General features: G+C 63.1%; 12 protein-coding genes. 9 read left to right on the top strand and 3 right to left on the bottom strand.

Annotated features, from left to right (window positions below):
• The first annotated feature begins 164 nt into the window (after window positions 1–164).
• From argE to cpdA, 3 genes are read left to right on the top strand one after another with little or no spacing between them, the layout of a single operon-like run.
• Window positions 165–1,322: an acetylornithine deacetylase gene (gene argE, locus K5607_RS10425; protein ID WP_221046980.1), complete on the top strand. Its 1,158-nt coding sequence runs from the start codon at window positions 165–167 to the stop codon at window positions 1,320–1,322.
• Complete coding sequence (gene argA, locus K5607_RS10430; protein ID WP_221046981.1) at window positions 1,312–2,628, top strand: amino-acid N-acetyltransferase; 1,317 nt, start codon at window positions 1,312–1,314, stop codon at window positions 2,626–2,628. Before argE ends, argA begins: the two co-directional genes overlap by 11 nt.
• 49 nt (window positions 2,629–2,677) lie before the next feature.
• Window positions 2,678–3,502 (top strand): 3',5'-cyclic-AMP phosphodiesterase, encoded by an 825-nt coding sequence (gene cpdA, locus K5607_RS10435; protein ID WP_221046982.1) that lies wholly within the window; start codon window positions 2,678–2,680, stop codon window positions 3,500–3,502.
• Between the two features lie 36 nt (window positions 3,503–3,538).
• Here the strand turns inward: cpdA and K5607_RS10440 are convergent, their stop codons facing one another.
• On the bottom strand, window positions 3,539–4,072 hold the full coding sequence (locus K5607_RS10440; RefSeq protein WP_054774189.1) for an RNA pyrophosphohydrolase: 534 nt from the start codon (window positions 4,070–4,072) through the stop codon (window positions 3,539–3,541).
• 148 nt (window positions 4,073–4,220) lie between these two features.
• On the opposite strand from K5607_RS10440, the gene K5607_RS10445 reads away from it, so the two are divergent.
• Window positions 4,221–4,907 (top strand): histidinol-phosphatase, encoded by a 687-nt coding sequence (locus K5607_RS10445; RefSeq protein ID WP_221046983.1) that lies wholly within the window; start codon window positions 4,221–4,223, stop codon window positions 4,905–4,907.
• A gap of 3 nt (window positions 4,908–4,910) precedes the next feature.
• Here K5607_RS10445 and K5607_RS10450 read toward each other — a convergent pair whose 3' ends face one another.
• Entirely contained in the window at window positions 4,911–5,138 is a 228-nt protein-coding gene (locus K5607_RS10450) for a sulfurtransferase TusA family protein (protein ID WP_054774190.1), read from the bottom strand.
• Between the two features lie 75 nt (window positions 5,139–5,213).
• Here K5607_RS10450 and cysG point away from each other — a divergent pair, with 75 nt between their 5' ends.
• The gene (gene cysG, locus K5607_RS10455; protein WP_221046984.1) at window positions 5,214–6,602 is read left to right on the top strand and encodes a siroheme synthase CysG; all 1,389 of its coding nucleotides are present in this window, start codon (window positions 5,214–5,216) and stop codon (window positions 6,600–6,602) included.
• Here the strand turns inward: cysG and yjgA are convergent.
• The gene (yjgA, locus tag K5607_RS10460) at window positions 6,587–7,180 is read right to left on the bottom strand and encodes a ribosome biogenesis factor YjgA (protein WP_082411470.1); all 594 of its coding nucleotides are present in this window, start codon (window positions 7,178–7,180) and stop codon (window positions 6,587–6,589) included. The two genes, cysG and yjgA, sit on opposite strands and share 16 nt — an antisense overlap.
• Before the next feature lie 322 nt (window positions 7,181–7,502).
• Here yjgA and K5607_RS10465 point away from each other — a divergent pair, with 322 nt between their 5' ends.
• The 4 genes from K5607_RS10465 to K5607_RS10480 all read left to right on the top strand — a co-directional run bounded on the left by K5607_RS10465 (window position 7,503) and on the right by K5607_RS10480 (window position 13,040).
• Complete coding sequence (locus tag K5607_RS10465) at window positions 7,503–8,333, top strand: PEP-CTERM/exosortase system-associated acyltransferase (protein ID WP_221046985.1); 831 nt, start codon at window positions 7,503–7,505, stop codon at window positions 8,331–8,333.
• Window positions 8,326–8,805 (top strand): hypothetical protein, encoded by a 480-nt coding sequence (locus K5607_RS18085; protein WP_246598831.1) that lies wholly within the window; start codon window positions 8,326–8,328, stop codon window positions 8,803–8,805. Before K5607_RS10465 ends, K5607_RS18085 begins: the two co-directional genes overlap by 8 nt.
• Before the next feature lie 131 nt (window positions 8,806–8,936).
• Window positions 8,937–10,145 (top strand): OprO/OprP family phosphate-selective porin, encoded by a 1,209-nt coding sequence (locus K5607_RS10475; protein ID WP_221046986.1) that lies wholly within the window; start codon window positions 8,937–8,939, stop codon window positions 10,143–10,145.
• Window positions 10,146–10,160: 15 nt separating this feature from the next.
• Window positions 10,161–13,040, top strand: coding sequence for a bifunctional diguanylate cyclase/phosphodiesterase (locus K5607_RS10480; protein ID WP_221046987.1), 2,880 nt, complete (start codon window positions 10,161–10,163; stop codon window positions 13,038–13,040).
• Window positions 13,041–13,084 lie beyond the last annotated feature (44 nt).

Below are 13,084 nucleotides of genomic sequence, written 5' to 3' on the forward strand. Positions count from 1 at the left end.
ACGGCCATCCAACTCCCTCACCCTAGCCCTCTCCCTGAGGGAGAGGGAACCGGATAGCGCTTATTCCCGACGAGCGGCGGCGACCGCCATCCGCGCCCGCCGCTTTCCAAAAAAAAGCGCTGGGCGCAGAATAGCCGCCCGTTTTCTATTCTAAATGCTATCCCATGGCCCTGCCCGACCTGCTGTCCATGATCGGCCAACTGGTGGCGCAACCGTCCATCAGCAGCTACGACCCCGAGCGCGACCAAAGCAACCTGCCGGTGGTGCACCTGCTGGCGGAATGGGCGGAGAGCCTGGGCTTCAAGGCCACGGTGCAGCAAATCTCCCCCACCAAGGCCAACCTGCTGGCGGTGCTGGGCGATGCCTCCGACCGCAACGGACTGGTGCTGTCCGGCCACACCGACACCGTGCCTTACGATGCTGGCCAGTGGCGCAGCGATCCGTTCAAGCTCGCCGAACGAGACGGCCGCCTTTACGGCTTGGGCGTGGCCGACATGAAGGCGTTTTTCGCTCTGGCCCTGGCGGCGGCCGGCCAGGTGGACCGTAGCAAGCTGCAGCGCCCGCTGGTGCTGCTGGCCACCGCCGACGAGGAAAGCAGCATGTCCGGCGTCAAATGGCTGGTGCAGCAGCAGGAGCGCCCAGGCCGCTACGCCGTCATCGGCGAGCCGACCCGCCTCAAGCCGGTGCGCATGCACAAAGGCGTCATGTCGGAACGGTTGTGCGTGCACGGCCACGCCGGCCACGCCAGCGACCCAGCCTTGGGCGCCAGCGCCATCGAAGGCATGCACAAGGTCATCGGCGACCTGCTGGCCTGGCGCGAAGGCTTGCAACAGCGCAACCACAACCCCGCCTTCAAGGTGCCGGTGCCGACGGTGAATCTGGGCGCCATCCACGGCGGCGACAATTCCAACCGGATCTGCGCCTATTGCGAAACCGCCATCGACATCCGCCTGCTGCCGGGCATGACGCCGCAGGCGGTGCGCGACGAGCTGCAACGCGCCTTGGGCGGCAGCCTGGCGGCCGACCCCAAGCTGCGGCTGGAGCTCTTGCCCTTGTTCGAAGGCCTGCCGCCGTTCGAGACTCCCGCCGACGCGCCCCTGGTGCAAGCCTGCGTGGCCGGCAGCGGCCACCCGGCGGAATCGGTCGCCTTCGGCACGGAAGCGCCCTACCTGGACTCCCTCGGAGTGCAAACGGTGGTGCTCGGCCCCGGCGACATCGACCAGGCGCACCAGCCGGACGAATACCTGGCCCTGACCCAATTACAGCCCGGCATCGCCATTTACCGTCAACTGATCGAAGAGTTCTGCCTCCATGCTCGATAGCCTCGAATTCGTCCGCTGGTTTCGCGGCTCGTCCCCCTATATCCACGCCCATCGCGGCCGCACCTTCGTCGTCTCTTTCGGCGGCGAGGCGGTGGCCGACGGCTTGTTCGCCGGCTTGGCCCACGACTTCGCCCTGCTCAACAGCTTAGGCATCCGCCTGGTGCTGGTGCACGGCTTCCGCCCCCAGGTGGAGGACTTGCTGCACTTGCGCGGCCAACAGCCGCGCTACAAGAACGGCTTGCGCATCACCGACTCCCAGGCCTTGCTGTGCGTAAAAGAAGCCGCCGGCATGGTGCGGGTGGAAATCGAAGCCCTGCTGTCCATGGGGGTGGCCAATTCGCCCATGGCCGGCGCCCGGCTCAGGGTGGCATCGGGCAACTTCGTCACCGCCAAGCCCTTGGGGGTGCGCGACGGGGTGGATTTCCAGCACACCGGCGATGTGCGCCGCATCGACGCCGACGCCATTCGCCAGCAGTTGGACCAGGGCAACGTGGTGCTGCTGTCGCCGGTCGGCTATTCGCCGACCGGCGAGGTGTTCAACCTGAGCGCCGAGGAAGTCGCCACCGCCGTGGCCATTGCTCTGCAGGCGGACAAATTGCTGCTGCTGATGGAGCAGGAAGGCCTGAGCAACAAGGGCCAGCCGACCCGCCAGCTCACCACCCAGGAAGCCGAAACCTTGCTGCGCGACGACGCCGGGCTGTCCCGCGAACTGCGCGCCCATCTCAAAGCCGCCCTAGCCGCCTGCGTCGGCGGCGTAGCCCGCTGCCACCTCATCAGCCGCGAACTGGACGGCGCCATGCTGCTGGAGCTGTTCACCCGGGACGGCGTCGGCACCCTGGTGAGCGCCGCCCCGTTCGAGGACATCCGCACCGCCGCCATCGACGACGTGGGCGGCATCCTGGAGCTGATCGCACCGCTGGAAGCCCAAGGCATCCTGGTGCCGCGCACCCGCGAGCGGCTGGAAATGGAGATCGACGACTACACCGTCATCGAGCGGGACGGCATGATCGTCGGCTGCGCCGCCTTGCACACCTACGCCAGCCGCACCATGGCCGAGCTGGCCTGCTTGGTGCTGCACCCGGAATATCGGGGCGAGAAACGCGGAGACCGCCTGCTGGCGCTGATGGAGGAACGCGCCCGCAAGGCCGGGGTGACGGAGCTGTTTGTTCTCACCACCCACGCCGAACACTGGTTCCGGGAACGGGGCTTCGCCACCGCCAACGTGGCGGCCCTGCCCCTGGAACGCCAAGCCCTCTACAACCCCAACCGCAATTCCAAAGTTTTAACCAAGGCGGTGGACAACTAGCCATGGGCCCTTTATCTTGCCGTTCATATTTCCATAAGGATTGTGACGTATGACGCAGTCGACGCCCGGCGCCCGCCCCCCCGTAAAAGTGCTGCATATCACCGATCCGCATTTGCTGGCGGACGAGAGCGAGCGTTTTCTTGGGCTGGACACGGCGCAAACGCTGCGAGACGTGTTGGAATTGGCGGGGCGAGACAAGGATTGGCCGCCCGATCTGGTCCTGCTGACCGGCGACTGCGTGCAAGTCCCCACGCGGGAAAGCTATGCCCGCCTGCGCAGCATCCTGGCGCCGCTGAACCTGCCGTGTTATTGCCTGCCCGGCAACCACGACGACCCCGCCCTCATGGCGGCGGAACTGAATCAGGGCGATATCCGCTGCCAAAAACAGATATTGGCCGGCGATTGGCAGATCGTCATGCTGGACAGCACCATTCCCAACGACGCCGCCGGCTGTCTGGCCGACCGGGAGCTGGCCTTGCTGGAACAATTGCTGTCGCAAGAGCCGCGGCGCCATGCGGCGGTGGTGTTGCACCACCAGCCGGTGCCGGTCTACAGTCAATGGCTGGACACCATGGCCTTGCCGCCCAACAACCGCGAGCGCCTGTTGCTGCTGCTGGGGCGACACCGCCAAGTGCGGCTGGTGTTATGGGGACATATACATCAAGTCTACGACGGCCACAGCGGCAACCTGCGGCTGCTGGCGACGCCGTCCACCTGCGTCCAGTTCACCCCCAAAAGCGAGGAATTCGCTATCGAAGCGGCGCCGCCGGGCTATCGCTGGCTCAATCTCCATGCGGACGGCAAGCTGGAAACGCGCGTCGTGCGGCTGCCGGAACCGCCGGCCGGGCTGGAACTCGGCTCCACCGGCTACTGACGACGACACCGCCTCGAGGCGGGGCGGCAAGAGAAATTATTCCGTCGCGATGCGATGCTGGGCCGACAGGAAACCGCGAGGATTCACCGGCACTTGTTCCGATATCAGCAAGCCGCCCAGCTCGGTCAACGCCTGGCGGTAGACTTCGCGCTTGAAATACACCACGTCGCGCAGCGGACGCCAGTAATCGACCCAGCACCAAGCATCGAATTCCGGCCGATCGGAGCAGTCGAAACGGATGTCCGCTTCGTCGCTAATCAGACGCAAGATGTACCACAGCTGCTTCTGTCCGATACAGAGGGGATGGGAATCGCGCCGGATATAACGTTCCGGCAATTGGTAGCGCAACCAATCGCGGGTGCGGCCGATCACCTGCACGTGTTCCTGGCGCAGGCCCACCTCTTCGTGCAATTCGCGAAACATGGCGGCATCGGGATCTTCGTTGGCCTGAATCCCTCCCTGGGGAAACTGCCACGAAGTCATCCCGATGCGCCGCGCCCAAAATACGCGGCCTTCATCGTTGCAAAGGATGATGCCTACATTCAGGCGATATCCTTCTTCGTCAATCATACCGGCACTCTAAGTTTTGCCCGTTTACCGATGCTAAAATAGGGCCGTTTCGCCCCATAGGTTTTTGCGCATTGTTTCACACTTGAAGTATGCGCGCCAGCCGCCGGGCCGGCTCAAAAGCCCGCCATACAAGCCATTCAAGGAATCCATGACCCTCGCCATATTCGACTTGGACAACACCCTGCTCGCCGACGACAGCGATTATCTTTGGGGACAGTTTTTGGTGGAACGCGGCATCGTCGATCGGGACGTATACGAAACCGCCAACGCCCGGTTTTACGAGCAATACAAGCATGGCACGCTGGACATCGTCGAATTCCTGACGTTCGCCCTAAAGCCCTTGGCCGACAACGAGCCGGAGCAGTTATACCGCTGGCGCGAGCAATTTCTGCAGGAAAAAATCCGGCCGATCCTGCTGCCCGCGGCTCAACAGTTGATCGACAAACACAAGCTGTTGGGCCATACGCCCCTGGTAATCACCGCCACCAACCGTTTTGTCACCGAGCCCATCGTCGCCTTGTACGGCATAGAGCACCTGATCGCCACCGCGCCGACCATGGAAAACGGCCGTTATACCGGCGGTTTCGACGGCATACCCTGCTTCCAGGACGGCAAGGTCAAACGCCTAGACGCATGGCTGAAAGACCAAGACGCCACGCTGCAAGGCAGCTGGTTTTATAGCGACTCGCACAACGATTTGCCGCTGTTGTCGCAAGTGGAGTTTCCCGTCGCCGTCGACCCGGACGAATCGCTGTACAACATCGCCCTGGAACGGGGCTGGCCGGTCATCACCCTGCGCGATGGGCGCTGCCCGGATCACCACTTCGCCAAGTAGGTGTCAGGCCTTGCGTATCCAGAACGTCAAGGTACCATCCGCCTGGGTCCGCTCCAGCAGCTGGTGGCCGGCTTGGTCGAGAAACACGCCGAAGTCCAGCACCGCGGCCGGATCGGTGGCCAGCACCCGCACCACCTGGCCGCTGTCCATGGCCTGCAGCGACTTTTTCAAGCGCAGCAAAGGCAAGGGACAGTTAAGGCCGGAGGTATCCAATTCCAAATCAAACTGCATCACGCGCAAACACCCGATAATGTCATCCAACGCCGGAAACGGCCCGACTCACGATTATTGAAGCCAAAGAAAGCCATGGAATACCTGCCGATTTTTCTCAGGCTCCAGAACGCGCCGTGCTTGGTGGTAGGCGGCGGCGCCGTGGCCGCCCGCAAGGTCGGCTTACTGCGCAAGGCCGGCGCCAGGGTCACCGTGGTGGCGCTGGAACTGGACCGGCAACTGGCCGAATGGGCAGATGATAGCCAAATCGCCTACCGGAAAAAAGCGTTCGAGCCCAAAGACATGGACGGCCAGCAGTTGGCGATCGCCGCCACCGACCGGCAAGAAGTCAACGCCCTGGTTTCGCAAACCGCGCGGGGATTGGGCATACCGGTCAACGTAGCCGACCAGCCGGATCTGTGCAGTTTTATTTTTCCGGCGGTCATCGACCGTTCTCCCGTCATCGCCGCCGTCAGCAGCGGCGGCGCCTCCCCCATCCTGGCCCGCACCCTGCGCGATCGCATCGAGCAGCTGTTGCCGGCCGGCTACGGCCGGCTGGCGGACTTGGCGCGCCGCTACCGGCGCCCAGTCAAGCAAGCGCTGCCGGACGCCCTGAGCCGCAACCGCTTCTGGCAAACCGTGCTGCAAGGCCCCATCGCGGAATTGGTGCTGGCGGGGCGGGAAGCGGACGCCGCCGAGCATTTGGAACGGCTGCTGACGGAAGCGGCGCCGAAAGCCCCGCAAGGCGAGGTCTATCTGGTCGGTGCCGGCCCGGGAGATCCGGATCTGCTCACCCTGCGCGCCCTGCGCCTGATGCAACAGGCCGACGTGGTGGTATACGACCGGCTGGTGTCCCCCGCCGTGATGGAAAAGGTGCGCACCGACGCGGAACGCATATACGCCGGAAAGCAGCGCAGCGACCATACCCTGCCCCAGGAGGCAATCAACGGCCTATTGGTGCGGCTGGCGCGCGAAGGCAAGCGGGTGCTGCGCCTGAAAGGCGGCGATCCGTTCATTTTCGGCCGCGGCGGAGAAGAAATCGAAACCCTCATGGAACAGGGCATACCGTTCCAGGTGGTGCCGGGCATCACCGCCGCCTCGGGCTGCGCGGCGTATGCGGGCATCCCGCTCACCCACCGCGATTACTCCCAGTCCTGCGTATTCGTCACCGGCCACCGCCAGGACGGCAGCGTCTCCCTCGATTGGCCGCGCTTGGCCGTGCCCAACCAAACCGTGGTGATTTACATGGGCTTGGTCGGCCTGGACATCATCTGCCGGAACCTGATCGCCCACGGCTGCCCGGGCGATCGCCCCGCCGCGCTGGTGGAACAAGGCACCACCCCGCGCCAACGGGTGCTTACCGGAACCCTGGAAAACCTGCCGCGCCTGGTGGCGGAAACGCCGGTGCAAGCCCCCACGCTGGTCATCATCGGCGACGTGGTCAAGCTGCGGGAAAAACTCGACTGGTTTCACCCGTCGGCTTGATCCTCCCCAGCCTCCTCGGACGGTTCCGCCGCCTCGCCCCGCTCCGCCTGCAGCAATGCCTTCACCGCCTTGAACAAGAGCCGCGCCGACTTGGGCGGCTTACCGGCGGCGTGTTCTTTTTGAGCGTTGCGGATCAGCTGCCGCAGCGCCTGACTGTCCGCCTCGGGGTATTGCGCCAATAGCTGCCGTAACGCCCCATCGCCCTCGGCCAGCAAGCGATCCCGCCACTGCTCGATTTTGTGCAATTCCTGCGTAGCCTGGACGTTTTTCGATTGCAACCGCGCCAATCCCTGCCGGATCGGTTCCGGGTCCAAGCGGCTGAGTAAACCGCCGATATATTTGATCTGCCGCTTGCGCGCCCCATGGGCATCGATGGCAAGCGCGGCCACCAGCGCCTCGTGCAATGCGTCGGGCAAATTCAAACGCGTCAGTTGGTCGCGGGACAACGCCGCCAACTCCGCCCCCAAATCCCGCGAAGCCTGCGCCTCGCGCTTCAATTGCGACCTGCTGACGCGCCCCTGGCCCTCGTCTTCGTACTCTGCTTCCGGATCGTGCATGGTGCTCTGGTTATCTCGCATTCAAGTCCAATTATCCGCACAGTTTCGCACACCCGCCGCCGCAGCGGCACGCCCCCCTCGCACCGGCGTCCCCGGCGCCATACGGCCGCGCCCCATTGACGCCTTTCCCACGGTTTGCCATATTATCCGCCGGCCATCCAATCCGACGCCTTCCCCGCGCGCGCATAAAATCAGCCCGATCTAATACAGAGTAGAACGAGGCCGAATAAAGCCATTCCATCAAGCCAGTTTTATTCTTAATAATCGACGGCGATAATCGCGGCGGTGTTGCCGCGGGCGTTTTGCCTCTTTCCCGCCAGTAACCACAGCCCCTCTACCGCGCATGGAAGCAGCCGAACACTCCGATTTAAGCAATCGATTTTTCGAGTATTTCGAAATCCTCCCGGCGGATAGCGAAGCGCTGAGACAAGAGGCTTTCAAAATCCGTTACGAAGCGTTTTTCAACTGCCTGCGCCTGCAAACGGAAGACCATCCGAACAGCCAGGAAAAAGACGCTTATGACGCCGACGCCCTGCACAGCCTGCTTTACCACCGCCCCAGCGGCGTTTACGCCGGAACGCTGCGCCTCATCGTGCCGAAACCGAACGACGACGCTTGGAGGTTTCACATCGAGCGAGTGGCCGGCCGCCATTTTTACAACCCGGTCATGCCGTCCAGCCTCGCCACACGCCCCGCCATCGGGGAGATTTCCCGGTTTTGCCTGTCTCGACAGTTCCGCGTCCGGCAAGGCGAATGGGATCGGCCGGAAGGCCTGCCGGACATGGCATCATCGCCGGCGGCTGCCGGCGAACGGCGCACGCTGCCCCACCCGATACTCGGCTTGGTAGCCGCGGCGATTCGCATGAGCCGAAACCAGGGGATGGTTTATTGGTACGCCATGATGGAGCCCGGCCTGGAACGGCGGCTCAAACAATTCGGCCTCGAGTTTCACCCCATCAGCGATCTTTTCTATCACTACGGCCCGCGAAGGGCTTATCTGGCCCATTTGCCGCGCATGCTCGACCAGATGCGGAAAACCCACCCGCAGGTATGGCACTTATTGACCGGCGGCGGCGCCATGGCGTTTCCTCCCGACGGGGCCGGACCAGAACTATTGGAGCGATATTCGCGCCAGTCTCCTCTCAATCCAGCCGAAGCCGCCCAGCATGCCTAGCGCGGCAACGGACGCAACGCCATCGAAAAATCGGCGCATCGCCGGTTTCGCCCGCGCGCTCGTCCTGTCGGGAACGCTTTTTTTCAGCGCGACCGCCTCGGCCGACGCCGACAACATCGCCGTCGTCGCCCGCGCCCAGGAACACGCCAACCCGGCACTTTCGCGCAACACGCTGCAAGCCATATTCGGCATGCGCCTGCGCACCTGGCCCAACGGCTCGGCCATCAAAGTGTTCGTGCTGCCCGACAACCACCCCGCCCACATCGCCTTTTGCAAACAGGTGTTGCGCGTATTCCCTCACGAAATGCGCAACGCTTGGGACCGCCTGGTGTTTTCCGGCACCGGCCAAGCCCCCATCGAAGTCGCCACGGAAGAGGAAATGCGCGCCAAGATCGCGGCGATGCCCGGCGCCATCGGTTACCTGCCCAACGTCATGACCGGCGACGCCATCGCCGTCATTCCCATCAAGTAATCCTGCCTATGGACTCGTTAATGACAGCTTTTTCCAGGGACTCGCGAAAAGCACGCCGCAGCCAGAGCGCAAAACCGGCGCCGCTGCGGCGGCATAACGCCTGGCAACCCCGCATCGCCGCCGTCTGCCGGATGCTGCCATGGCTCGTTTGCTCCCTGCCGGCGGCAGCCCTGGAGCCTTTCGAGGGCGCGCAGGTGCACGGCTTCCTCAGCCAAGGCTACATATTGACGAGCGGCAACCAGCTGTTCGGCGACAGCCGCCACGGCGGCAGCCTCGATTACACGCAACTGGGCGTGAACGGCTCCTGGCGGCTGCTGCCGCAATTGCAGATTTCCGCCCAAGGCTTGTACCGGCGCGCCGGCGTAGGCCACGAAAACGACAAAAGGCTGGACTACGGATTCCTCGACTACACGCCCCTGTCCAACGACGAGTTGACCCTGGGCGTGCGGCTAGGCCGCGTCAAGCTGCCCATCGGCCTGTACAACGCCACCCGCGACGTCCCGTTCACCAAGCCGACCATCTTGCTGCCGCAGTCCATCTACTTCGAGCGCACCCGCGATTTGGCCCTGTCGGCGGACGGCGGAATGTTCTACGGCGAGCACCGCGCCGATTGGGGCAACATCTCCGCCGACTTCGGCGTCTTTTCCCTGGGCGTGGACAGCGCGGAATCGAACCTGGCGGTGTTCGGCCGCAATCGGGTAACGGGCCAAAGCTGGCCGGGAAGCCTGCAAAGCAAGCCGTCCTATATCAGCCGCCTCATGTACGAACACACCGACGAAGACGGCGGCAACCTGCGCCTGGGCATCACCTCGATCTGGCTCAACGCCTATTTCGATCCCAAGCTTCCGGCGGCGCAACGGCTGGTGGGAAGGACGCGCTACGATCTGGAAAAAGGCGATTTCACTTTCCAACCATGGTATTTTTCCGCTCAATACACCGCCGAAAACTGGAGCCTGACCGGCGAATACGCTTTCCGCCAACTGCATTTCCAAGGGTTTGGCAGCCCTATGGATCGGCGGGTGGATGGTGAAAGCTGGTACCTGCAGGGAACTTACCGCCTAGCGCCTCAATGGCAAGCGGTGGCGCGTTACGACGTGTATTACGCCAATCGGGACGACAGGGGCGGCAACGCCGTGGCGGCGACCCAGCCGACCTATACGCAGTACGCCAAAGACTGGACCGTCGGCTTGCGTTACGACATCACCCCCAAACTCATGCTGCAAACCGAGTACCACCGGGTCAACGGCACCGGATGGCTGCCGCCCCTGGACAACCCGGACCCCAGGAAGACCCAGAACAACTGGGATATCTTCGCGGTGCTGCTTTCCTACCGGTTCTAGCTTATAAAAACGGGCATGGACAAATCGATGCAATCGGCGAGATTCCTCAGCCTGAAATGGAGCGCCTTGCTGCTCACCAGCTTGGTGTTGATCGCCGTAACAGGCGCCTATGCCTTCTACAGCTCCTACGAGCTGCATAAGCTGTTCCAGGAACGGCGCGAACAGGTCAAAAATCAAAACGCCCGGCAAGTGCAAGGCCTGCTGGAGCAATCGGCAAAGCGCCTGCAACAACTGGGCATGACGGTCGCCGCCCTGCCCACCGTGCAGCGATCCCTCTCGGCGACACCGCCGGCCCAGCCCGGCGAAGACTCCCGGGCAGCCAGAGATCTGGAGGGCATTCTGTCGATTCTCGACCTGGACCTGGGCATACAAACGGCCGCCATATTCACCGACTCGCCGACGCCCATCGCCGCCAACGGTTGGCGGCAAAACGCCCGGCTGTCGTCGGCGGTCGAACTCGCACGGACCCAGGAAACCCCGATCAGCGTCCACCAATGCGACCAGGGCTGCACCCAGTACGCCGCGGTTCCCATCTTGGGCCATTCGCGCAACATCGGCGTGGTGGTGCTCGGCGTATCCCCGGCCGACCTGATATTGGAATTCCAAGGCGTTTCCGGCTCGGATATCGGCTTGCTGGTGCTGGACAACGCCGAACGCAGCGAAACCGACCCGTCGCGCTGGGTGGCCCCATGGCAAGCGGCGATCGTGGCGCTAAGCAACGCGGAAGCGAACGCGCCTTTGTTGCGCCAGCTGGCGGCGTCGTTCCCAACGCCCGACAGCCTCGACCGCTCCACGATCGTGCAACGGGCGCAACGCAGTTACGAGATCCACTTGGTCCGGCTGAAGCAGTTCGAGCCCGGCAGCCAGGCGTATCTCGTCTTCATCGCCGACATCAGCGACGAACTGGAGCAAATTGAAATAGCCACGCGCCGCACCGTGCTGCTCGGCTTAGCCGGCTTGGTGGTTTCGGAGTCCTTGTTGCTGGCGATTCTGTGGACCCCGATGTCGCGGTTGCGGCGGGCGGCCGACACCCTGCCGATGCTGGCGGAAGCGGCTTACGATCAGGTCCGCGCGACCATTGCCCATAAACGGGGCAGGCGCTGGACGCGGGACGAAGTGGACGTGCTGGACGACACCGCCATCGCCTTGTCGCACCAGCTGGAGACGCTGAATCAGCAGGTCGTCGACAAGACGCAAGACCTGTCGGACCGGATGCGGGAATTGGCCAAGGAAAAACGCTTTGTCACGCACATCCTGGACGCCGCCCAGGCGCTGGTCATGACCCACGACAGGCAACACAACGTCCTCATGGCCAACCGCTATTGCGAAACCATCACCGGCTATAGCGCGGCGGAATTGCAGGGACAACCGCTGACCGGCCTATTGGCCCAAGAACTGTTGCGACCGGCCGTCACGCGGGAACTGGACCGGCTTACCGCCCAGCGAATCGACCACCTCGAAGAAGAGTGGGATATCCGCTGCAAAGACGGCTCGACGTTGAACATCGTTTGGCACCATTCCGTGTTAACCGACCAGGATTCCGGCGAACCCATCACCCTGTCCATCGGCATGGATATCACCGCCCGCAAGAACGCCGAACTGCGGCTGGCCTGGCTGGCCGATCACGATCCCTTGACCCGGCTGTACAACCGCCGCCGTTTTCAAGAAGAACTCAAGGACGCGCTGGCCGCCGGCAAACGCTATAACCACGGCGGCGCGTTGCTGTTTTTCGACCTCGACCAATTTAAATACGTCAACGACACCAGCGGCCACCGGGCCGGCGATCAATTGCTGGAACGGCTGGGCGAGATGCTGCCGCCGTTGCTGGGGGAAACCGACGTGCTCGGACGCATCGGCGGCGACGAATTCGCCGTCATCCTGCCCCACGCCGACGCCGAAGCGGCTGTCGCCGTGGCAAGAAGCCTATTGGCCCATATCGGTGGCACGGAGTTTTTATTGTCCGGCCGGGTGTACAAAATCTCCGCCAGCATCGGCATCGCGCTGTTCCCCCAGGACGGCAACAACGTGGGCGATTTAATGGCCCGCGCCGACATCGCCATGTACCAGGTCAAAGACACCGGCCGCGGCGGTTGGCATTTATTCTCGCAAAACGACGAAAGCCACCGGCTGATCCAGGAACGCTTTCTGTGGAAGGAGCGCATCGAAAAGGCCCTCGCCGAGCAACGCTTCCTGCTTTACGTACAGCCCATCGTCAAAATTCCCGAAGGGCACGCCAGCCATTACGAAGTGTTGCTGCGCATGAAAGGAGAGGACGGCAGCGTCATCGGGCCGGCCCAGTTCATCGAGGTCGCGGAACGCTCCGGCTTGATCCATGCCATCGACCGCATGGTATTGAGCAGCGCCATTCGCTATCTGGCCATGCTGGAAAACCGGGGCATTTCCGTCACTTTCGCCATCAACCTGTCCGCCCATGCCTTCAACAACCCGGAGCTGCTGAACCACCTCAGCGGCCTGTTGCAGGAAACCAAGGTCAATCCGCGCCAAGTGATCTTGGAAATGACGGAAACCGCGGCGATCGGCGACTTGAATGCCGCCAAAAGCCTGCTCACGTCCATACAGGAGCTCGGCTGCCGCTTCGCCCTGGACGACTTCGGCGCCGGTTTCTCGTCGTTCTACTATATGCGCGAACTTCCCATGGAATTCGTCAAAATAGACGGCGCATTCATCAGAAAGCTCGCCGAAAACCCCGACGATCAAGCCTTGGTCGTCGCCATGAGCCAAATCGCCCGCGCCTTCGGCAAAACCACCATCGCGGAACAGGTCGAAAACGCCGAAACCCTGCGGCTGCTGGAGCAATTCGGCATCGATTATTCGCAAGGCTATTTCACCGGCAAACCCGCGCCGGTCGAAAACGTTTTCGGCATCGAAGCTTAGGCGAACGTTCGCGCGCCCGGCACGCCCCCGCCGCGCTCCCCGTT

The sequence above is a fragment of the Methylogaea oryzae genome (assembly GCF_019669985.1).
Lineage (GTDB): Bacteria > Pseudomonadota > Gammaproteobacteria > Methylococcales > Methylococcaceae > Methylogaea > Methylogaea oryzae.